A 21,402-nucleotide genomic window follows, 5' to 3' on the forward strand; every position below is an offset into this window, starting at 1 on the left:
CCTATTTCTTCTCGGAGTCGTCTTTGACGGATTCCGTCAATTCCCTGCCGGCCTTCTTGAACTCCTGGATCCCCTTCCCAAGGGACTTGCCCAGTTCGGGCAGCTTGGAGGGCCCGAAGAGAAGCAGGAGGACAAGGGCGATCAGCAGGATTTCCGTAATACCGAGGTTACCCATGGGAGGCTCCGAACAAACCTGAGGAAGATGTCTGGCTCCAGTCTAACGGAATTCAGAGGGTGGGGCGCCCGATGGAGTGATATTCCCAGCCGGCGGCCTTCATATCCTCGGGCCTCCAGAGGTTGCGACCATCGAAGATGACCCGGGCCTTGAGCCGGGAGGCCACCGCGTCCATATCCGCCTTCTGGTACTGGGGCCATTCCGTGGCGACAAGGAGCGCATCCGCCCCCTCACAGGCCGCCATCGGGTCCTCCACGTAGGTGACCTTGTCCCCGATGCGGGCCTTGACGTTGGGCATGGCCTCGAAGTCGTGCACCACCATCTCTGCCCCCAGGGACACCAGGTTATCGATGAGCTCCAGGGCCATGGCCTCCCGGATATCGTCGGTGTGGGCCTTGAAAGCCAGACCCCAGAGGGCGAAGCGACGCCCAGCAAGGGGGGCCGGACTGCTGGATTCGCAGCCGTAGAAGGCCTTGACCTTGCGAGCGATGACCTGCTTCTGGTGGCGGTTCACCTCCACCGTGGCCTCCAGACAGCGCAACCCCTGACCGTTCTCGCGCCCGACCTTGAGCAGGGCCTGGAGATCCTTGGGGAAGCAGCTTCCCCCGAAGCCGGGGCCTGGATTCAGGAAGTACTTGCCGATGCGGTGATCACTCCCGATGCCCGCCTTCACGTATTCCACGTTCGCGCCCACCCGCTCGCAGAGGGCCGCGATCTCGTTCATGAAGCTGATCCGCAGTGCCAGCATGGCGTTGGCCGTGTATTTAGTCATCTCGGCGCTGGGGGGATCCATGCGGAACCACTTGCCACCCTCGGGGTTGCGCGCCTTGGCGGCATCCAGATGGGCCTGGTAGAGGCCCTTCATGATTGCTTCCGCCTCGTCGGTGCGGCATCCGATCACCACACGGTCCGGCAGCAGGAAGTCCTCGATGGCCGTACCTTCGCGCAGGAACTCGGGGTTGGAGACCACTTCGAAGGGCTTGTCCGTGAGGGCACTGATGACAGCATGCACCCGCGCGGAGGTCCCCACGGGAACGGTGCTCTTGTCCACCACCACAAGCGGCTTGGCATCGGCGGGACGCATGGCCATGGCGTCGCCGATCTGGGCGGCCACGGCAAGGACGTACTGGAGATCGGCGCTGCCGTCCTCGCTCTGGGGGGTCCCCACGCAGATGAATGCGGCATCCGCCGCCGGGATGCCCTCCTTCAGGTCGAGGGAGAAGCGAAGGGCCCCGGAAGCCTGGTGCTTGTGGAGCAGCTCGTCCAGACCGGGCTCATAGATGGGAGAGATGCCCTGGCGCAGCTTGGCGACCTTCGACGCATCCACGTCCACACCCAGCACCTGATGCCCTGCGTCCGCAAAACCGACAGCAGCGACGAGCCCTACATAACCCGAACCTATGACCACAACGTGCATGCATCCACCTGAAGACGAGGGCGAACCCGGTAATTTATGAAAGTCAGGAACCAATAAGTCTACCCAGCAACTCCGGAACCCGTCCAATCCAGGTGATTCAGGTGCACTTCCACGACTTGGAACCACTCCTGGAGTAGGATGGAGGACGAGGAGGCCAAATGCTTTACGCCATGCTGCTCGAAGGACAGGGCGTCAACCTCTGGGAAGTGGTGCTTCATGGCGGCACCGTTGCCAAGGCTGTGATGCTGCTCCTGGCCGTATTTTCCGTCATCAGCTGGGTGATCATCCTCCAGAAGAGCATGCTCATGGCCCGATCCCGCCGCACCACCGAGCGATTCCGGGATGCCTTCAGGAAGTGCCTGGACTGGCGCGAATTCAAGCAGCAATCCGGAGGTTTCGAGCTGAGCCCCCTCGTGGGCCTCTTCAGCGCGGGCTATGCGGAACTGACCTACCAGCTCAGGGGCGTGGCAGGAGCCAAGGCCCAGGTGAAGAGCATGGAAGCCGTGGAGCGCTGCCTCCAGCGCTCCTCGGTGGTGGAGATGGGCCGGATGGAGCGGCACCTCGGCATCCTGGCCACCATCGCCGCCGTCAGCCCCTTCGTGGGCCTCTTCGGAACCGTCTGGGGCATCATCGACGCGTTCCGAGGCATCGGCACCACCGGCAGCGCCAATCTCGCCACCGTGGCCATCCCCATCTCCGAGGCCCTGGTGGCCACAGCCTTGGGACTGGTAGCGGCCATCCCGGCGCTCATGGCCTATAACTTCTTTCAGGGACAGCTCAAGCAGTGGCAGACCGAGCTGGACGACTTCTCTCTGGAATTCATCAGCTTGACGGAGCGGAATTTCACCTGAACCTTCCAAGCATGGCCACATCAGCCCCCGCTTCCTGCGATTCGCGCCCCGTCTTTTGGCAGCGCCAGCCGCGCTTTCCCCTGCCGATTATGCAGTTCCTGAGGGATCGCCTGACCATCGCCATGGAGGACCCGGCCCAGCGTTCCGTCCTGGCCTGGCCCACCATCCTGGGAGCCCCCCGGCTGGTGGAGGAGTTCCCCGATGGGATCCCCTTCGCCGTCCTGATGAAGCGGGCCGCCAGCCTGCTGGGCCCCATGGGCCTGGCGTCCCCGGAGGCCTGCTGGGAGCGGGATCTCGACAACTGCCCGGACACGGCGGAGCTGGGCCCTGAGGGATGGAAAGCCCATCGTTCCTGGCTCCCCATGGGGAGCCTCGTCAGCCTTCGGGCGGGCGTCACCCTGCTGGCCCTCATGGGGCACCCCGAGGGGGAAGCCTTCCCCCTCAGCGCGGCCTCCGCCCTCTTCAATTCGGCCCTCTACCATGAGTGCCACGACGTCCTGGAACCCCTGTGGGGCAGATCCAGGGGACACCTCAAGGCCGACATCCAGGGGCTCATCCTCCTGACGGCGGGCTTCCACCACCAGCAGCTCCACAACGCCGTCGGCATGGTGGGGCTCTGGGAGGATGCGGTGGCCCTCCTGGCACCGCGATCCGGGGAACTGGAAACCCCTTGGGGCACGTTGAACTACACTGCGGCTGTGGAGGCCGCCTCCACGCGGCTGGCCTGGATGGAGGGAAAGGATCGGGACACCGACCTGGCTCCTCTCTGGGATCTGCCGCGCCCTACCTGGGAGCTGCTGTGATTGTTTGTGATGTATTGGTCCTGGGCGGAGGTATCGCAGGCTGCACCACCGCTCTCCATGCGGCGGAGTTGGGAGCTGACGTGGTCATGGCCGTCAAGGATTCCCTGGGCGAGACCAACACGGCCTATGCCCAGGGCGGCATCGTCGGCCTCGCCCAGGAGGACGGGGGCGATTCTCCCGAACTGCTGGCCCGGGACATCGAAGCCGCAGGGGCGGGTCTCTGCCGTCCGGAGGCCGTGGAACTCCTGGCCCAGCGCGGCCCTGCCCTGTGCAAGGAATTCCTCTGGCGCAAGGTGGGAGTCCCCTTCGACATAGACGCAGGCGGGCTGCCAGAGCCCACCCAGGAGGCTGCCCATTCCGCCCGCCGCATCTATCACGCCAAGGATGCCACAGGCAGGGCCATCCAGGAGTCGCTGAGCCGTGCCGTTCGGGCCAATCCCCGCATCCGCATCCTGGAGCAGACGACCCTGGTGGACCTCGTCACCGTGCCCCACCACAGCCGGGACCCCCGCAAGGTCTACGACCCCATCCAGGTCTGGGGAGCCTACCTCCTGGACACTTCGAATGGCGCGGTGCACATGGCAACGGCCAAGCGCACCGTGCTGGCCACCGGTGGCCTGGGCTACCTCTACCTGCACACCTCCAACCCCCCCTCCGCCACCGGGGATGGTCTGGCGGCCGCCTACCGGGCCAATGCGCGGATCGTGAACTGCGAGTACGTCCAGTTCCACCCCACCACCCTCTACATCCCCGGCAAGCCGCGGAAGCTCCTCACAGAAGCCCTGAGGGGTGAGGGAGCCCACTTGGTGAATAGCGCCGGAGAGCGTTTCATGACCAAGTACGCCCCGGATCAAATGGAACTGGCACCCCGGGACGTGGTGAGCCGGGCCATCTTCCAGGAAATGGCCGCCACCGGGGACCTCTGCGCCTACCTGGACCTGTCCCCCATGAGGCTGAAGCTGGATCTTGAGGCCCGCTTCCCCAACATCCTGGCAGCCTGCCGCCTGGAGGGCCTGGATCCTCTGCGCCAGCCCATCCCCGTGGTCCCGGCCGCCCACTATTTCTGCGGAGGCGTGGCTGTGGATTCCGAAGGGCGCACCAATCTACCCGGCCTTTTCGCCGTGGGAGAGGTCGCCTGCACCGGCCTCCATGGAGCGAACCGCCTGGCATCCACCTCACTGCTTGAGGGCCTTGTCTGGGGCCACCGCGCCGCAGAGGCTGCTGTCCAGGAGTGCCACTACACCGCCCTGATTCCCGATGACAGCCTGGAGCCGTGGCGCCCCCCTACAAGCTCCGTCGAGCCCGATCCCCTGCTCATCGAACAGGACTGGAACAATATCCGGGCCACCCTCTGGAACTATGCAGGCATCGTCCGCACCCAGGCCCGGCTCCAGCGCGCCTACAGCGACATGGGCTACTTCTACCATCGCATCGAGGCTTTCTACCGGGAGGCCCCCCTCTCCCGCAAGCTCCTGGAACTCCGCAATGGCGCCATCTGCGCCCGGCTCATCCTCAAGGCCGCGCTGCAGAACCCGGTATCGAGAGGGTGCCACTACCGGGTGAACTAAAAGATTCACCACGTAGACTCCAAGGCTCCAAGAAAAGCAAAAAGAGAGAAAAGCATTTTTTGTCTTTCCTTCGTGCCTTGGAGCCTTTTCAGTGCGGCAGATGTGTCGGGGCCACCCCGATCCGTACCTTCAGGGCCGCCTGCCGCTCCTGGATGATGGTCTGGGCGATCTGCTTGACCCTCAGCCAGAGCCACTTCCCGGTGGGGCTGCCGGTCCGGTAGTCGGCGGGGCCAAAGTGATCGATGCGGCCATCCCTCCGGAGCCGCTCCACCTGCTCCAGGCTCAGGTCATTGGTATCGTCGTAGACCGCGTAGGCGGTGCCGCTGTTCTGACGCATGACCGAGAAGGCCGGGACATCGCTCGGGCCATCCGCGATGTAGATCATGTGATGGAAGGGGACCCGACGATCCTCGGCGCGCATGGTGGAGTTCACGTCGATGCTGATGGTCTTGTTCCCCCCCTTGTTGATCTCGAAGAGGGCCCGGGTCTTGCTCGTATTGTCGTAGGCCACGGCGATCTGGGAGATGCCTGCCGCCGGGAAGAGGGAGCGCTGGGCGGGTGACTCATCGAGCGCGACGGTCACATCGGGATCGAAGTGGGGGGGCGCCGGGTTCTCAATGAACTCCGAAGCCCAGATTCCGTCCACATAGGGCCGGATGGAGCTGCCCTCGATCATCTCCCGCAACCCGGTGGAGACGATGTAGTGCTCCAGCCTGATCTCGAAGCGATCCGCATCCGGCAGCTTGGCCAGCTGCTCCTTGAGGTAGGGGAAGAACTCAGGGAGCCCTGGGTGGAACTTGATCTGGGCCCCCAGCTCCCGCAGCTTGGCGTTGGTGAGCCCCTGCATGCGCCCGTGCTGGACATAGGTCAGCAGATGGTTCAGATAGGAATTGTCGGAGCTGACATTGACACCGTGGCATCGGTAGTAGGCAGGAAGGGCATTGACTTCCCTCCAGAACTGACCGGCATCCACCCGGTATTCCTCGAAGATGGGGTCCTGCATGTATCCAGGTATAAGCGTTTTATCAAAATCCCATACCAGGGCTATGACGTTCTGGGGATGCAAGGGCGTGGTCATGATACAAGAGTGCTACCACCCCTCACACTTTGGAAGGGTTGTATATCCCTGCCGAAGCAAGAGAGCCTTTTGAGTTGTGATCCCATGGAAAAAGCCCATCCCATCCCCCCCCAGCCTGTGGATGACCGGACGGTAGAGGAGAAGCTCCTGAACGCGGGGCTCGAATGCCTCGCGACCCTCGGAGGGCACAAGGCCAGCGTGAAGCAGATCGCCGCCATGGCGGGCGTGAACCACGGGCTGGTGCACTACTACTTTGGAAGCAAGGAAAAGCTGATCGTGGCGCTATTCAAGCGGATGGCGGACGAGCAGCGCGAAGCCCTGGAACAGATCAAAGGTCCCAGGGATCTCCAGGTCATGCTGGCCCGCCATGCCCTGCCCAACGCCCGCCTCATCCTGGAATTCAACCTGCTGGCCCGGGAGATGCCAGCACTCAAGGCCGTTCTCAGAGAGGAACTGAAGCTCCTGGCCCGACTTTCCGCCGATCGCATGGCCAAGGGGGATATCCGGGACGGATGGCTCTTATCCTCAGCCATCGTGGGGCTGGCGCTCCACGCCCCGGACATGGACGAAGTCGATATGGTCTACATGGCTGGCCGCATCATGGAGTGGATGAAGCGGGACTAGATTTACCCACCCCTTGAGATGAGGGATCATTGCGCCAATGTCCCTGAGCGCAGGCGATCGCGATATATGGCAAATTCGTGTCAATTTGCCATATATCACGTTGTTTTTGCGATATGCGACAACAAACAGCCTTCATCACCACCATAACCATAAGCCACGGGCCGCCTTGCGATACGGCACCATCCTTGCTGCCAAAGCGGTACTTTCCGTACCACACAATGGGCATCACCAGCGACTCCATTCAGGAGTTGGCCATGCCCCCACCAGACAAGGAGAAGCCTCGTGAAACTGCGTCCCTTAACCTCTGCCCTGGCAGCCGCCCTCGCCCTCGCAGGCATAGGCTGCGACAAGAAGCCCGCCAAGGAAATCAAGATCGGCTTCGTCCAGGCCCAATCCGGCATGTTCGCCTCCTTTGGACAGGGCGGCCTCTTCGGCGTCCAGGCCGCCATTGATGACATCAACAAACAGGGGGGCGTCAAGGTGGGCGATACCCGCATCCCCCTCAAGCTGGTGGCCGTGGACAACGAAAGCGACCCCAACAAGGCGAGTGCCCTCGCCGAGAGCCTGATCAACCAGGACCACGTCCAATTCATTGTCACTGGCGATGAACCCCCTCCCATGCACGCCGGGGTCTCCCAAATGGCAGACCGCTACAAGGTTCCCTACATCACCTCCTGCGGAGTCCTGGAGCCCTGGATGGGCATGAGGAATGAGACCCCCACCAAGTGGCAGTACACCTGGTCGACAGGCACCCTCTCCATCAACACCCCGGCCAAGCCGGGCGATTTCAGGGCCAAGCCGGGCTATACGGTCATGGACACCTGGATGGCCGTATTGAATCAATACGCCCCCCAGACCAACAAGAAGGTTGGCATCATCGCCTCGGACGAGCCCGACGGACGCGGGTGGTACACCCTCTTCGGCCCCGCCCTCCAGAAGCTCGGCTACGACGTGGTGGGACTGGACAAGAACCTGGGCCTGATGGCCATGGAGACTACGGACTTCTCCTCTGTAGTGCAGGCCTGGAAGGCAGCCAATGTCGAGATTCTTTGGGGCAACTGCCCTGCGGCCTTTTTCGGCACCGTCTGGAAGCAGGCCAAGGCCATGGGCTTCAATCCCAAGATCGTCTCCATCGGGCGCGGCGCCCTCTATCTGGATGACGTGAAGGCCTGGGGTGGAGAGCTGCCCCTGGGGGTAGGCACTGAGGTCTGGTGGGAGCCTTCCATCAAGGGTGCCCCGGGCATCGGCGGAACCACCCCCCAATCCCTGGCTGATCGCTGGGTCAAGGAGACCAAGCGGCCTGTCTATCCCAGCATCGGCCCCGGCTATGCGGGGATCCAGGTCCTGGTGGATGCCATCGAGCGGGCAGGCTCTGTCGACCCAGAGAAGGTGAACGCCGCCCTGGCCACCACCGATCTCGCCACCATGCGCCACCGGGTCAAGTTCGACGAGAACCACTTCAGCCAGTGCCCAGCGGTCTTCGGCCAGTGGCAGAAGTCCGGCAATCCCAACCAGCCATGGGAGCTCAAGGTCATCCACTCCGACCACGACTTCTGGCCAGCCACCGGGAAGGCGCTCTTCCCAGTACCCACCAAGTAGCGCCCTTGATTCATGCCGCGCCCGCCCGGGCGCGGCATGAGCAGGCTACACTGGCGTCACGAGATGCGATTGATGCCTACCGAAAAAGTCCCCCATGAAGCGCCCCAATCCGATGAGACCCAGGGGAACAAGATCCGGGTCGTCTCCCGGGCGATCGATGTCCTGACAGCCCTGAGCAATCACCCGGACGGCCTGTCGCTCCGGGAAATCGCCCACTACGTCAAGCTGCCTCGATCCACCGTCCAGCGCATTGTCGAGACCCTGGAAGATGCCAATGTCGTCATTGCGGCCACCACCACCAGTGGGTACCGCCTTGGCCCCACCATGGCCCTCTTCGCGGCATCCATGCGCCCCTTCGATCTAAGCAAGATCGCCCGGCCGATCGTGATGCAGCTCTCCAAGAAAACCCACGAAAACGTCGATCTCTCGGTCCTGGCCCACGGCAAGGCGGTCATCGTGGACCAGATCCCGGGGAGCCATCCCCTCAAGTTCGTGGGCACCCTCGGCACCTCGCTTCCCCTGCACGCGACCGCAAGTGGGAAGGCCCTCCTGGCCTCCCTCCCGGGAAAAGAGCTCGAAGCACTGCGCCCCAGCCTGGAACTGAATCGGCTGACCAGGAATACGATCACCACCTGGGACGGACTCATGGAGGAACTCCGCTCGATCAGGACCACCGGACTTGCCCTCGAGCGAGAGGAATACCTCGTGGGCTTCAGCGGCATTGCCGCACCCCTCGTCGGCCCGAACGGCGAGCGGGGCGCCCTCGGCATACCAATGCCCACCGAACGCTTCCAACCCAACGAAAAGAAGCTGATCAAGGATCTCCTGAGCTGCTGCCAGCCCCTCCACTGGAAGGCTTGACGGGCCAGATCGGAAACAGGTCACGGTTACCACATATGGCGAATGCACCTCGCATTTGCCATATGTGGCCATCATTTGCCGAATAAGCCAATTCCATCCCCATTGCCTGCACCAGGGGCATTGATCCGAGGCATCTGGGAGAATGGCATTTGTCTTGCCATAAAACGGTACGAATCGTACCGCCTAATGGTGTAATATCAGGCTTCCCAAGAATCCAAAACCCATTGACAGCCGTTCCAACCAGCACCCATAACCCACCATTCACGAGGTACTTGCCATGAACACTCCCCAGACGCTTCTCGCCGAACGCCAGACCCGCCTCAAGAAGGCCCTTGCCCTGGAAAAGGTCGACCGCACACCGGTCATCCTCCAGGCCAACTCCTTCTGTGCCGCCCACATGGGCGTCACTCTGGCCGACTTCTGCAAGAGCTTCCAGTTCTCCCATGAGGTCATGCTCAGATCCATCAAGGAACTGGGGGATGTGGACGGCTTCAACGCCGCCTTTTCCGAAGGCGCCATGTTCCCCCTCATCTTCATGTCCAAGGTCAAGCTTCCCGGGCGGGAACTGGGCCCCAACGAACTCTGGCAGCTCGACGAATCCGAGATGATGATCCCCGAGGACTACGACACCATCATCGACAAGGGGTGGGGTTCCTTCAAGATGGACTACCTCAAGAACCGGCTGGGGGTCGATGTCGACGACATCCTGAAGCAGCTGGAGTGCGTGCCCAGCGCCGTGAAGAACTTCAATGATGCGGGTTACCTAGTCTACTCCGAGCTGGTGGCCACCTCCGTCAACGAGTATTTCGGGGGCGGCCGCTCCATGGTGAAGTACATGACGGACCTCTACCGCATCCCCGAGAAGGTGGAAGCCGCCACGGACGTGGTACTGGCGGAACAGCTGGCGGAGATGCGCCAGCAGATCCGCGCCATCAAGCCCACCGTGGTGTTCATCTCCCCGGCCCGGGGCGCCAGCCAGTTCTACCGTCCCAAGTTCTGGGAGCGCTTCGTCTGGAAGTACGTCAAGGCGACGGCGGACATGATCATCGAGGAAGGCGCGGTCTGCAATATCCACGCAGATGCCAACTGGGAACGTGATCTCAGCTACTTCCGCGAGTTCCCCAAGGGCAAGATCGTCTTCGAGACGGACGGCGGCACCGACATCTACAAGATCAAGGAGGCCATCGGGGACCGGGTCTGCATCAAGGGCGACGTGCCCGCCACGATGCTGGTCCTGGGCACCCCTGACGAGGTCTACAACTACAGCTGCAAGCTCATCAAGGACATGGGAGAGGGATTCATCCTCTCCTCCGGATGCTCCGTTCCGCCGAACGCCAAGCTGGAGAACATGAAGGCCATGATCGCCGCGGCCACCGGCAAGTAGGCCAAACGCAGTACAGCAAGAAGCGCGGCCCATTGGCCGCGCTTCTTGCGTTGAAGATACGTTCTACCGGGAAGCGGCGATGGCGGCATCCAGCTTGTCGAGAGCATTCTCCAGAGCCTGCTCACCCTGGGCGATCTCGTTGCGGATCTCCTTCTGGGCCTGCTGCTGCATGACCCTTTCCATGGTCTCCTTGCTCATGACCAGATGGCAGTAGAGGCTGCCATCCGTGGGATCCAGCCACCATTCACGCGCGGTGGCCCCCTGAAGCTCCTGATCAACGATGTTGCGGGTGACATTCTCGATGACCCGCTGCATGACATCGTTCTTGATGGGCTTGCCGCCCTTCTGGGCGGTATTGGAGGCGGCGGTCGTCACCTGCTGGTTGAGCTGGCTGAACATGTTCTGGACCCGGACCTTCATCTGGCCCGCCAGCTTGGCGCGGGCATCCGCCAGAGCCGTAGCCCGCTGCATGGCCTTGTCACCCATGGGATTGGACTGGGCAATGCCGACATCGGCAAGGCCATCGGGGATATTGGGGCTATCGATCCACGACGGCGCAGCCTTGGCTTGGGTCGTGGTGACCGGGGTCGTCTCGGGGGCCTTTTCGCCGCAGGCGATGCCAAGGGCCATCACCGTCACGCCGGAAACGAGTGCCAGTTTGAGGTTCATGGGAACTCCTTCAGAAGGGATGGGGGGGATGCTACCTGGAGCTGGTGACCACTTCGACAATCTGTCCGGCCTTGATGCTGCGGGGAGCGGAGCCCTCGGCCACCACGACAGAGGTATCCTCATCCAGGGACTTGACGCGATAGGTGCCCAGAACGACCTTCTTGCCTCGAATGGTCTTGCCCGTGACGGGGTGGACGATATCGTCCTCCCGCTGACAGACCTGGACCCGGGAATCCGCAGCCAAACCATGGCTGCTGCCGAGATCGATCATGAGTTCGCCCGGGGAGTATACCTTGATGACATAGCCAGTCTGGGCCGCCGCCGCCGTTCCCTTGACCTTGGCCATCAGGTTGGCCTCCAGTTTGTCTGTGGCCTCCTTGGCGGATTTCGCTCTGTTCATGGTCCTGGCATCCCCCGATGCCTCGAAGGCATTCTCGATCTTGCCGGTGGCAACCTCCACCATGCGCAGGGACACCTTGATATTGGCCTGCCAGAACTGGGTTTCGGAACTGTCAGCCACCTCTCTCTTGTTCTTGAACCCAAAGTGAGCAAGCCCAGCGCCCAGGGCGAGCTTGGTTCCCGAAACTTCCCTGGAAGGGCTGCTGTCAGCCTTGCAGGAACCCACGACCACGTATTTCACGCCGAGCTGCTTGCCCAGTGCCACGGCGGTGGCGTCATCCACCAAACCGGAATTCTGGAACTTGCCTTCATTGAGCACCGCACCGAGCTGGGAACGCTCCACCATCGTGAAGCGCCGGGTATTCAGAAAGGCGGAAGTGACAGCGCTGTTGATCTGATCCTGATCCACCAGGAAGTTGCTATTGATGGTCCCGCGCAGCGGAAGAACCGCCAGGCTGGGCTCTCCTGCGGCGGAACCTGGTAGAACGATTCCCAGGGCGCAGAGCAATGCCCCGGCGACTTTCTTGAACATGGGATTCTCCTTCTTGAGACTGATTGGGCGCACATGGCCCAGGGTCAATATGAGGTACGCTTGGGCTCAGTCTATACTCCGGGTTCAGCCCTCGCAAGTTGCTCCCGGATGGGATTTTTTCGATCCGTCGTCCCTCTCCAGGCCCATGGTTCACCCGTTGCCGGAATGAGACGTAGTGCTACCCTGAGACCACACCCCCTGACTTTCCGGAGGCACCGAATGAAAGCCCTTGCGTTCACCCTGTGCGTCCCCAGCCTGGTCATGGCCCAGGGCCTGATCCAGCCCCCCTGGGTCAGCATGCTGCCCAGCGCCCCCGGAAGGATCTATGCCATGGGGCTGGCCCCTGTGGCCCCGACAGAAGCCCAGGCAGTCCGACAGGCCTCCCAGAACGCCAAGGTGGAGGTCATCTCCAGGCTCAGGGCCTCGGTCAAGGGGAGCACCAAGCTCTCCACCCACTCCGTGGTCCAGCGCCAGGGCGGAGGCCCCGCCACCGGAAGCTCGACCCAGACCCTGAACCAGGATTCGACGATCCAGGCCCAGGCCGTGGAACTCCCGGGACTGGTTGTCGAGGAGACCTGGGTGGACCGGAAGGGCGACACGGCCTACGCCCTGGCCTACCTCGATGTCCCGGCCGCCGAGCAGGAATTGCGGAACCGCTTCGGTGCCATGAAGCATGATCTGGCGGTGGAGGAAGGGACCAGCGGCGGCCCCCGGGAGCGATTGAAACGGCTTCAGGCCCTCAAGGGGGCCCAGAACGAGATGGACAAGCTGGACGACATGGCCGGCCTCATTTCCGCGGGAGGCGGAGACCCTGCCCTGCGCCGCCAGGTCCGGGACCTGAAGCTTTCCGTGGACCGACTCCTGGATCGGCTCCGGAACTCCCTCACCATGTGCGTCGGGGGCGACAGGGATCTGGGCATGGGAGGCGATGTGGCCACCCTGGTCCGCAACGCCGTCCTCAAACAGGGACTGGGATGGGCTGAAGGCAATGCGGAGTTCACCCTGAACCTGAGGTTCCAGGGGAACCGGCAGGCCTGGGATATCCGGAAGCGTCGCTGGTGGGAATACGACCACAGCGCCGATTTCATCGTGGCCCGGGGCGTCCTGGAGATCACCCTGGTGGACAAGGCCGGAACCCAGTACGAATCCACGGTCATCGAGGCCAAGGGGGTTGGCGTCAGTGAGTTCCAGGCCGACCAGAGACTCCTGAAGGACTACAAGGCCAAGCTGGAAGGAACCCTGGGCCAGTGGCTGGCCGAACTGGTCCGCTGACAGCAGAAGGCCCCGGAAATCTCCGGGGCCTTCTGCTGTGTCCTACAGGTGGGCGTCGTTCTTCCGCCGCTGGCAGTCGCCGCGGCTGCCGGGGAACAGAATGTCGTAGGCGTCCATGGCGATCTGGAGTTCCTCGTTCGTGGGCACCACCAGGATGGTCGTCCGGGAGTAGTTGTGGGAGACGATGCCCTCCGAACCGCCCATATGACCGTTCAGGTTGTAGTCCATGACGATACCCATGTGCTCCAGGCGGCGGCAGATGCGGGCGCGCATCTTGGCGCCCCACTGGCCGATGCCGCCGGTGAAGATCAGGCCGTCCACCTTGACCAGCTCGGCGGCATAGGCGCCGATGTACTTGCGGACCTTGTGGGCGAAGACCTCGAGGGCCTCCTCAGCGTGGGCGTTCCCCTCCTGGGCGGCCTTCTCCACGTCCCGGAGATCGTTGGAGACGCCGGAGAGCCCCAGCAGGCCGCTCTTCTTGTTGAGGATGCTCTGCAGGTCCTTGGAGGAGTAGCCGCGGTCCTCGAGGAAGCCCAGGATGGAGGGATCCACATCGCCGCTGCGGGTGCCCATCATCACGCCTTCCAGGGGGGTGAAGCCCATGGAGGTGTCGATGGATCGACCGCTCTCGATGGCGGTGACGGAGGCGCCGTTCCCCAGATGACAGGTGATCAGGTTGGTGTTCTCGGCCACCCGCTTCATCAGGTGGAGGGCCCGGCCGGCCACGAAACGGTGGCTGGTGCCGTGGAAGCCGTAGCGGCGGATCCGATACTTGTCGTAGAACTCCCGGGGCAGGCCGTAGAGGTAGGCCGCAGGGGGCATGGTCTGGTGGAAGGCGGTATCGAAGACACCAACCTGACCGATGTGGGGCAGGAGGCGGGTGACCTCTTCAATGCCGATAATATTGGCTGGGTTGTGAAGGGGGGCCAGCTCCACGTTCTCCTGGAGGGCCTCCATCACATCATCGTTGATGGCCACAGAAGAAGCGAACTTCTCACCCCCGTGCACCACCCGATGTCCCACACCCTGGATCTCAGTGAGGGAACCGAGAATGCCGGACTCCTCGTCCACCAGAGCCTTGGCCACCAACCCCATGGCCACAGCGTGATCGGAAATGGGCTGTTCAATGCGGATCTCTCCCCTGGGAGAGGTCTGCGCCAGGAAGCCGGAGCAGTCACCGATGCGCTCCACCAGGCCCTTGCCGAGGCTTTCGCGCTGAGGCATCTTGAAGACCTCGTACTTGAGCGAGGAGCTCCCGCAATTGATCACGAGGATGTTTTTTTCCGAATGCTGTGTGTCCATGGATCCCAACCTGAGTAGTTGCGGGCAGATAACCCGTTTTAAGAAAAATGCACGACCATAAGGATTAAAAAATCAAATCAAAACAAGGCAAAGCCCAGCCACTGGAACGAAGACAGCAGAGCGTGTCCCGGCAGGCCCGGACAGGTCGTTCGTCCCAGACGAATACCTCCAGGCGTTGCCTGCAAAATGAGGTATGGGGCGCTGAATCAACATTTCGGGTTCAATCTGGCGCTTCTGATCCTGTCCATTCTGGTCCCGGCCGAAGGCCTGCCCGGACGCAGATTCGCACACGGAATACATATCCACCCGAAGGGGTCCCGGTGATCAGGAACCTGAATCCTCCAAGTTGTGACCATGTTAACAGGTGAATACAGAGCCCTGACCGTCTTTTTTGGTATGACCAAACCATCCATACGGAAAAAAGCGTGCCACCGCCTAATTTCCAAGGATGATATTACTCAGGCGCGACCGTATTATTCAGGCGTCCGAGGAGACAGGCCATTAATCGTGACATTATTCCCTAATAACACATACCAAGACATCACTACATGCTGAATGCCATCGAATTTTTCTCCGGCATCGGCGGATGGCGCTATGCCCTGGGTGACCAGGGCAAGGTGGTTCGGGCCTACGACATCAGCCCGGCAGCCAACGACACCTATGCCCACAACCATGGGGATCGGCCCTGGGATCGGGAGATCGCCAGCCTGGACCCCAGCCAGGTCCAGGCGCTGAAGGCGGATACCTGGCTCATGAGCCCCCCCTGCCAACCCTTCTGCCGCATGGGAAACCATCGGGGCCTGGAGGATCTCCGCTCCAAGGCATTCCTCCACCTCATGGACCTGCTGCGCCTCATCCCGCCCGAGCACCTGGTATTGGAGAACGTGATCGGCTTCCTGGGCTCCGATGCCCACGAACTCCTCGCGGAACGGCTCCGGGCATCCGGCATGCACTGGCGGGAATACCAGCTCTGCCCCACCCAGTTCGGCATCCCCAATCTCCGCCCCCGGGTCTATCTGGTGGCCTCCCGCCACCCCATCGCCGATCCGCCCCTGCCCGAAATGCCCCCCCTTCCTCTGGCCGCCTTCCTTGACCCGCAGGAAGACGAAAGCCTCTACCTGCGCCATGAGGAAAGCGCGAAGCACGGGCCGGGACTGGCCCTGGTGAATCCGGAGAGCCGGACCTCCGCCTGCTTCATCGGTGGCTACGGCAAGCGCTTCGTCGGAAGCGGGCCTTTCCTGCGCACCCCCCAGGGGATCCGCAGGTTCTCTCCGGAGGAAGTCGCCCGACTCCTGGGCCTTCCCCGGGAATTCAGGTTCCCGGACTCCATCAGCCGCACCAAGCGCTACAAGCTCCTGGGCAACGGACTCAGCATCCCTGTCGCACGCTGGGTAACTACTCTCCTGTCTCCTTGCTGATGGAGAGCAGGAGCCCGAGAGAGGCCAGGGAGGCGATGAGGCTGGAACTGCCATAGCTGATAAAGGGCAGCGGGATGCCCTTGTTGGGGGCCAGACTAAGCACCACGCTCATGTTCATGAGGGCCTGCACCACCAGTAGCAGGGTGAAGCCCATGGCACAGAGCCGCAGGAAGGCGTCCCGGACACGACGCGCGATGCGATAGCCCCGGATGAGGACCGCCAGGAAGAGGACCAGGACGAGGACCGAGCCCACCAGTCCGGCTTCCTCGCCGATCACGGCGTAGATGAAGTCAGTATGGGCCTCCGGCAGAAAGAAGAGCTTCTGGCGACCAGCCCCCAGCCCCACCCCCAGCAGACCGCCGTTGCCCACGGCTACGAGGCTCTGGAGGGTCTGGTGGCCCTTGCCCAGGGGATCGGCCTCGGGGTTCAGGAAGCTGGTGACCCGCGCCAGACGGTAGGGAGAGGTCACCACGAAGGCGGCCCCCACCGCCCCGAGAACGGGGACAGCGATGGCGAAGATCCAGCGGGGCGCGCCCCCCAGGAAGACCACCAGCATGGTGACGAAGACAATGAGGAAGGTGGTGCCGAAGTCGGGTTCCTTGAGGATCAACCCCAGGGGAATGATCAGGATCCCCATCAGGGTCACCAGTTTGGGGATGGCGTCCTGGCGCTGCCCCCAGGCCTCCCGGTGCTTCACCATCCACCAGGAGGCGATGAGCACTGCCAGAGGCTTGAACAGCTCCGAGGGCTGGATGCTCTGCCCAAAGATGCGCACCCATCGGTGGGCATGATTCACCGGCGGGAAGGCGAAGACCGCCAGGAGTCCCAGAATGGAAACGCAGTAGAGAATCTGGAGGGGCCTGGGGTGCTCCCTCAGGTCCGTCAAATCCACCTGACTCAGGGCCAGCATGAGAGAGAGCCCGATGAAGCCGCCAATCATCTGCCTCACCAGGAAGGCTGTGGCAGCGGCGTTGTTCTGGGAGGCCTTGATGGCCGACGCCGAATAGATCCACACCATCCCCACCACCATCAGCATGAGGGCGAAGAAGAGGAGCAGGCGATCGATGGGGCGACGGACGTCAGGGGACATGAACGGCTCGGCTCCAGAAGGGTGGTGCGCCCAGCAGGACTCGAACCTGCGACCTGCTGCTTAGAAGGCAGCTGCTCTATCCACCTGAGCTATGGGCACCCGGGAATGATCATTCTGCCATGGATCAGGGCCCGAAGCTCACCCATCCGGCCCTTCCCGGAATCTCGCGGCGCGTGATGGCCGCTGCGGGGGGCCCCTGGGCAAGCAGTTCCGGCAGCCAGTCAGCGTGGGTGCGGACCCGCACCTCCCGCTCTTTCAGGCCCCGGAGGAAGGCGTCGAAAGTGCCCTGAAGGGCGCCCCCTTCCACCTCGGTGTGGAGAGCATAGACGTTCAGGGCGTCCTCCCGGATCAGGCCGAGGACCTCCTGGTTGACCTCCTCGGGCCCCCGGCCTTCCAGGCCCAGGAGCTCGTCCAGGGTGGGAAGGGTGGTGGGGATCTGGAGGGTCTTGAGGACCTGCCCCTTCACAATGGGATAGAAAGGACGTGTGCCCCGGCAGTCCCCGGCATAGTCCATGCCGTAGGCTTCCTGGAGCTCGAGGGTCGTATCGTTGCAGCGCCAGGCGGGACTCACCGCCCCCCTGGCGGGGAAGCCGAAGACATCCTGGAAGGCCCCGTGGGCCGATTCATACCAGTGCGAGAGCCACTGACGGGATTTGCGATCCAGGAGATCGTGGTACTGGACGTGATCCCATGCGTGGATGGCCACCTCGTGGCCAGCCTCCAGTGCACTGCGCATCTGTGAGGCCGCCCGGCGGTGGATGATGGGGGCGGGCAGCAGCACCCCGTACATCATGGTGCGCCACGTGTATAGCTGGCCGGCGTTGGTGCGGCGCATCTTGGCGAAGAAGCCCTTGCGGAAGATCCGCCGGATGGCCTTCCCGGAGCTGTCGGGCCCCAGGGAGAGGTAGAAGCTGGCCCGCATTCCATGGCGATCCAGGAGCCGGAGCAGGTTGGGAATCCCCTGGAGGGTGCCATCCAGGGTGTCCACATCCACCCGCAGGGAAAGCGTCTTCATCGCTCGGCTGGCTTCCGCGACATCTCAGAGAGCATCGTCCGCCTTGCCTGGATGAAGCGCCGCATACGCTCCCGGTCGACGCCCTCCATGCTTCCCATGACGACGCCAACCCTCAGGGGCAGACTCTCGCCCTCCAGGATCTCCATGTGACGGACCTCGCCGGTGATCTCGAACGGGATACCGCCTGGCAGGAAGGTCTGCACGTCGAGGTGGGCCCTCAACACCAGGGGAAAGGACTGGGGGAAGCCCAGGCCGATGCCCGTCTCGGTGAGGCTCAGCAGCTTGGCGGGGTAGAGCCTGCCCCCCACACCCACCTGGGCGTCCAGGGCACGGAGCCCCGGGGAGGCCACCTTGAGATCCTCGCGTCGATGACGCTCCAGGATCTGAGTGGGCCAGGTCACCCGGACAAGGGGACCCGTCTCCTCCCTTGAAGAGGTGGGTTCCAGCATGGTGGTGCGCAGGGAATAGGCCTCATCTCCGAGAAGAAGCGAGAGGGTCAGCACCGCCCCGACCGGGGGGTGCTGGTCCCGCCGCTTGGCCCCCTTGAAGAGCAGCCACTGGCCATGCTCCATGGCATGCAGCTGGAGATCCCCCAGCATCCGGAGGCTCCCCGACTCCCGCAGACTGGCGGGGGAAGCGACCCGAACCGCCGCCTTGAGCAGGGCATCCAGTTCCATGTTTCCAGTGGCAGACGAGCTGTCATCCATAGGGGTCCTCATATTCCGTAGAAAAGACGTTCAGCGAGATTGGGATGGAGACGGGCCTCAAGGATCTCCCGGGCGGCTCCCGAGTGATCGTATTCCAAACGATGGAGCTTGAGGCGCTTCCTCCGCGTGTCGTAGGTCATGAATGATAGACGGGGATCCCGATCCCTGGGTTGACCCACCGAACCCGGATTGACCAGATAACGGCAGTCTTTCTTGAGCTGGAACCATTCTCCGGGCTCCAGAAGGTAGGGGGTGAGAACCTGCGCGACCTCATCCAGTTCGAAACAGCAGGGCAGATGGGTATGGCCGAAAAAGCACAGCGGCCCCTCGAACCCATCGAAGGCCTCCAGGGCGTCCTGGGGGTGCAGCAGGTAGGAATCTTCGTCCAATGGGGAGCCGTGGGAGATCACATAATCCTCCCCGACAGCCAGAGGCCCTGCGGGCAGGTTCCGCAGGATGCGGAGGTTCTCCCGGGAGAGGCGATCCCGGGTCCAGTGAGCCGCCCCTTTGGCGGGCAGGCTGAAGTGCTGGTCTGCCCCCCGCACCGAGCAGGCCCGATCGTGATTGCCTCGCACGATGAACCTGGGTTTCATGCCCAGCACCTTTTCCATGACCTGATTGGGCTGGGCGCCGTAGCCCACCACATCCCCCAGGAGCACAAAACGCTGGATAGCCCGGCGACGGGCATATCTCAGCACGACATTCAGGGCCTGCAGATTCGAGTGGATATCGGAAAGAATCAGATCCATGACTGGAAGGAAGTATCGCACGGTGAAGGCGGATCACCCAGGCTCGCAGTAATCTGGTGAAGATTGGACCAAATACCATGCGTATCGCCCTTCTCCAGATCAACTGCCGGATCGCCGATCCCGAGACCAATGGCCGCGCCATCGAGGCCGCCTACCGCTCAGCCATCGAGCGGGGAGCTGAACTGGTGATGACGCCGGAGATGGCGGTGCCGGGCTACCTGGCAGAGGACCGCCTGTGGGAGAGCGCCCTGCGCGAACGGATCCGGAGGGAGTCGGCGCGCCTGGCGGCCCTGACAGGCCCAGTCCCTCTGATCATGGGTACCTGCAGCCCTTCCCCCTCGGGACGCCTCTGGAACGAACTCTGGTGGTGCGAGACCGGACAGGTCCGGACCGTGGCCCGGAAGCGGATCCTGCCGGTTTACGACATCTTCGACGAGGCCCGCTACTTTGATGCGGACCCAGCCCCCCAACCGGTGGTCGATCACCTGGGGGAACAGGTCGGCCTCTCGATCTGCGAGGATCTCTGGGCCGATCCGGAACTGGCCCCGGGTTCCATCCGATACCATGTGGATCCCATCGCCGACCTAGCGGGACGGGGGGCCACCCTGATCCTGAACGCCTCCGCCAGCCCCGCCCTGCTGGGGAGTTTCACACCCGCAGGCACAACCCCAGGCTGGACCGTTCCCTCCAAACGGGCCCTGCGGCGCCGCCTCCTCATAGGGCAGGCCGCCAAGCACGGCGTCTCCATTGCCTATGCCTCCAGGGTGGGTTCCGACAGCTGGCTCACCTTCGACGGTGGTTCCTGCCTCGTGCACCCCGATGGAGGCTGGCAGGGCACCCCGGACTTCCAGGAGGCAATCCTCCTGGTGGATACGCGGGCCCCTGGCTTGGCCTGGCCTGAAGATCCCTCCGAAGGCAGCTGGCTGCGCCAGGCCCTGGGCCTCGGCCTCCGGGAGAACCTCTCCAAGCAGGGGCTGGAGGGCGTCGTGGTGGGCCTCTCCGGTGGCATCGACAGCGCCGTGGTGGCCGCCATGGCTGCGGAGAACCTGGGCCCTGAGCGGGTGCTCGGCGTTGCCCTCCCCACCCGCTTCACCAGCCAGGAGAGCCTGGACCTAGCGGAAGAACAGGCCCGGCACCTGGGCATCCACTTCCTGAGCCTGTCGGCGGACGGCCCCTTCGCCGGAGCCGAGGCATCCCTGAGAAACGCCTTCCCGGACCGGGGTTTCTCCCTCACGGACGAGAACCTCCAGAGCCGTTCCCGGGGTCTCCTCCTGATGGGCCTCACCACCGAGCCCCATACCCACCGGATGCTGGGCACGGAACGGCTGGCAGTGCTCAATACGGGCAACAAGAGCGAGGCCGCCACGGGCTACTTCACCCTCTATGGGGATGGCATCGGGGCCTTCGGCATCCTGGGGGACTGCCTCAAGGCCCGGGTCTTCGCCCTGGCCCGGGAGCTGGGGGAAGCCGTTCCCAGGGGGGTGATCGAGCGGAAGCCCACTGCGGAACTCCGCCCAGGCCAGACGGATGAAGCCAGCCTCCTGCCCTATGGCCAGCTCGACGCCATCCTGGCGGCCCTGCTGGAAGCGCGACGGGAGGAGTCCACACTGGCGGAAGATCTGGGGGAAATCCTGGAAGGTGCCGCCCTGGATCAAGCCCGGAAGGCCCTGCCCCGGGTTCTGCGGCTTCTGAGGAATTCGGAGTTCAAGCGCCGCCAGCTCCCCTTCGCCCTGAAGATCAGTCCCTGGGCCTTTGGCAGCGGCCGCCGCATCCCCCTCACGGGGCTTTGAGGGTTGTCCACAAAGAACCCCCTTGGTTTTCAAGGCCTCTGCGGATTGCACACTTTTATGTGCAATCCGGCCCCCTCCCTGGTTCTCAAGGACCTTTGC

The 21,402-nt window shown here is 63.2% G+C and carries 20 protein-coding genes and 1 tRNA gene; 10 read left to right on the forward strand and 11 right to left on the reverse strand.

All coding sequences use genetic code 11. The features are described from left to right. Window position 1: 1 nt before the first annotated feature. A complete protein-coding gene (gene tatA, locus HOLFODRAFT_RS24170; protein WP_005035031.1) occupies window positions 2–175 on the reverse strand; it encodes a twin-arginine translocase TatA/TatE family subunit in 174 nt (57 codons plus the stop codon). 52 nt (window positions 176–227) lie between these two features. Next, the gene (locus HOLFODRAFT_RS0217845; RefSeq protein ID WP_005035027.1) at window positions 228–1,592 is read right to left on the reverse strand and encodes a UDP-glucose dehydrogenase family protein; all 1,365 of its coding nucleotides are present in this window, start codon (window positions 1,590–1,592) and stop codon (window positions 228–230) included. Window positions 1,593–1,750: 158 nt separating this feature from the next. Between HOLFODRAFT_RS0217845 and HOLFODRAFT_RS0217850 the strand changes: the two genes are divergently transcribed. From HOLFODRAFT_RS0217850 to nadB, 3 genes are read left to right on the forward strand one after another with little or no spacing between them, the layout of a single operon-like run. After that, window positions 1,751–2,443 carry a MotA/TolQ/ExbB proton channel family protein gene (locus tag HOLFODRAFT_RS0217850; RefSeq protein WP_005035026.1) on the forward strand — a complete coding sequence of 231 codons (693 nt, stop codon included), beginning with the start codon at window positions 1,751–1,753 and terminating at the stop codon, window positions 2,441–2,443. Between the two features lie 11 nt (window positions 2,444–2,454). Further along, on the forward strand, window positions 2,455–3,246 hold the full coding sequence (locus tag HOLFODRAFT_RS23640; protein WP_005035024.1) for a DUF309 domain-containing protein: 792 nt from the start codon (window positions 2,455–2,457) through the stop codon (window positions 3,244–3,246). Beyond that, the gene (gene nadB / locus HOLFODRAFT_RS0217860) at window positions 3,243–4,814 is read left to right on the forward strand and encodes an L-aspartate oxidase (protein ID WP_005035022.1); all 1,572 of its coding nucleotides are present in this window, start codon (window positions 3,243–3,245) and stop codon (window positions 4,812–4,814) included. The genes HOLFODRAFT_RS23640 and nadB overlap by 4 nt, the downstream gene beginning before the upstream one ends. An 88-nt stretch (window positions 4,815–4,902) precedes the next feature. Here nadB and HOLFODRAFT_RS0217865 read toward each other — a convergent pair whose 3' ends face one another. After that, window positions 4,903–5,817, reverse strand: coding sequence for a haloacid dehalogenase-like hydrolase (locus HOLFODRAFT_RS0217865; protein WP_211237989.1), 915 nt, complete (start codon window positions 5,815–5,817; stop codon window positions 4,903–4,905). A gap of 159 nt (window positions 5,818–5,976) precedes the next feature. Here HOLFODRAFT_RS0217865 and HOLFODRAFT_RS0217870 point away from each other — a divergent pair, with 159 nt between their 5' ends. From HOLFODRAFT_RS0217870 to HOLFODRAFT_RS0217885, 4 genes are all read left to right on the forward strand, one after another. After that, entirely contained in the window at window positions 5,977–6,516 is a 540-nt protein-coding gene (locus tag HOLFODRAFT_RS0217870; protein ID WP_005035017.1) for a TetR/AcrR family transcriptional regulator, read from the forward strand. 282 nt (window positions 6,517–6,798) lie between these two features. Then, window positions 6,799–8,115: an ABC transporter substrate-binding protein gene (locus HOLFODRAFT_RS0217875; protein ID WP_005035015.1), complete on the forward strand. Its 1,317-nt coding sequence runs from the start codon at window positions 6,799–6,801 to the stop codon at window positions 8,113–8,115. A 72-nt stretch (window positions 8,116–8,187) separates the two neighbouring features. Continuing rightward, window positions 8,188–8,976 carry an IclR family transcriptional regulator gene (locus HOLFODRAFT_RS22230; RefSeq protein WP_005035013.1) on the forward strand — a complete coding sequence of 263 codons (789 nt, stop codon included), beginning with the start codon at window positions 8,188–8,190 and terminating at the stop codon, window positions 8,974–8,976. A gap of 277 nt (window positions 8,977–9,253) precedes the next feature. Continuing rightward, on the forward strand, window positions 9,254–10,360 hold the full coding sequence (locus tag HOLFODRAFT_RS0217885) for a uroporphyrinogen decarboxylase family protein (protein ID WP_005035010.1): 1,107 nt from the start codon (window positions 9,254–9,256) through the stop codon (window positions 10,358–10,360). Between the two features lie 63 nt (window positions 10,361–10,423). Here the strand turns inward: HOLFODRAFT_RS0217885 and HOLFODRAFT_RS0217890 are convergent, their stop codons facing one another. Both HOLFODRAFT_RS0217890 and HOLFODRAFT_RS0217895 read right to left on the reverse strand, forming a co-directional pair. Beyond that, complete coding sequence (locus tag HOLFODRAFT_RS0217890; protein ID WP_005035007.1) at window positions 10,424–11,029, reverse strand: LPP20 family lipoprotein; 606 nt, start codon at window positions 11,027–11,029, stop codon at window positions 10,424–10,426. Between the two features lie 31 nt (window positions 11,030–11,060). Next, window positions 11,061–11,960: a CsgG/HfaB family protein gene (locus tag HOLFODRAFT_RS0217895; protein WP_005035005.1), complete on the reverse strand. Its 900-nt coding sequence runs from the start codon at window positions 11,958–11,960 to the stop codon at window positions 11,061–11,063. Window positions 11,961–12,179: 219 nt separating this feature from the next. On the opposite strand from HOLFODRAFT_RS0217895, the gene HOLFODRAFT_RS0217900 reads away from it, so the two are divergent. Further along, the gene (locus tag HOLFODRAFT_RS0217900; protein ID WP_005035001.1) at window positions 12,180–13,232 is read left to right on the forward strand and encodes a hypothetical protein; all 1,053 of its coding nucleotides are present in this window, start codon (window positions 12,180–12,182) and stop codon (window positions 13,230–13,232) included. Between the two features lie 42 nt (window positions 13,233–13,274). Here the strand turns inward: HOLFODRAFT_RS0217900 and HOLFODRAFT_RS0217905 are convergent, their stop codons facing one another. Continuing rightward, window positions 13,275–14,534 (reverse strand): acetate/propionate family kinase, encoded by a 1,260-nt coding sequence (locus tag HOLFODRAFT_RS0217905; protein WP_005034999.1) that lies wholly within the window; start codon window positions 14,532–14,534, stop codon window positions 13,275–13,277. Between the two features lie 548 nt (window positions 14,535–15,082). Here HOLFODRAFT_RS0217905 and HOLFODRAFT_RS22235 point away from each other — a divergent pair. Then, a complete protein-coding gene (locus tag HOLFODRAFT_RS22235; protein ID WP_005034997.1) occupies window positions 15,083–15,952 on the forward strand; it encodes a DNA cytosine methyltransferase in 870 nt (289 codons plus the stop codon). Here HOLFODRAFT_RS22235 and ftsW read toward each other — a convergent pair. The 5 genes from ftsW to HOLFODRAFT_RS0217935 form a co-directional block, all read right to left on the reverse strand. Beyond that, window positions 15,930–17,042, reverse strand: coding sequence for a putative lipid II flippase FtsW (gene ftsW, locus HOLFODRAFT_RS0217915; protein ID WP_005034995.1), 1,113 nt, complete (start codon window positions 17,040–17,042; stop codon window positions 15,930–15,932). The genes HOLFODRAFT_RS22235 and ftsW overlap by 23 nt on opposite strands. A 22-nt stretch (window positions 17,043–17,064) precedes the next feature. Further along, window positions 17,065–17,141, reverse strand: a tRNA-Arg gene (locus tag HOLFODRAFT_RS0217920). Between the two features lie 25 nt (window positions 17,142–17,166). Beyond that, entirely contained in the window at window positions 17,167–18,057 is an 891-nt protein-coding gene (locus HOLFODRAFT_RS0217925; protein ID WP_005034993.1) for a polysaccharide deacetylase family protein, read from the reverse strand. Continuing rightward, window positions 18,054–18,734: a PilZ domain-containing protein gene (locus HOLFODRAFT_RS24175; RefSeq protein ID WP_148300529.1), complete on the reverse strand. Its 681-nt coding sequence runs from the start codon at window positions 18,732–18,734 to the stop codon at window positions 18,054–18,056. The genes HOLFODRAFT_RS0217925 and HOLFODRAFT_RS24175 overlap by 4 nt, the downstream gene beginning before the upstream one ends. A gap of 38 nt (window positions 18,735–18,772) precedes the next feature. After that, the gene (locus HOLFODRAFT_RS0217935; protein WP_005034990.1) at window positions 18,773–19,513 is read right to left on the reverse strand and encodes a metallophosphoesterase family protein; all 741 of its coding nucleotides are present in this window, start codon (window positions 19,511–19,513) and stop codon (window positions 18,773–18,775) included. 77 nt (window positions 19,514–19,590) lie between these two features. Here HOLFODRAFT_RS0217935 and nadE point away from each other — a divergent pair, with 77 nt between their 5' ends. Further along, window positions 19,591–21,303 carry an NAD(+) synthase gene (gene nadE, locus HOLFODRAFT_RS22240; RefSeq protein WP_005034988.1) on the forward strand — a complete coding sequence of 571 codons (1,713 nt, stop codon included), beginning with the start codon at window positions 19,591–19,593 and terminating at the stop codon, window positions 21,301–21,303. Window positions 21,304–21,402: the final 99 nt, after the last annotated feature.

Source organism: Holophaga foetida DSM 6591, assembly GCF_000242615.2.
Classification (GTDB): domain Bacteria; phylum Acidobacteriota; class Holophagae; order Holophagales; family Holophagaceae; genus Holophaga; species Holophaga foetida.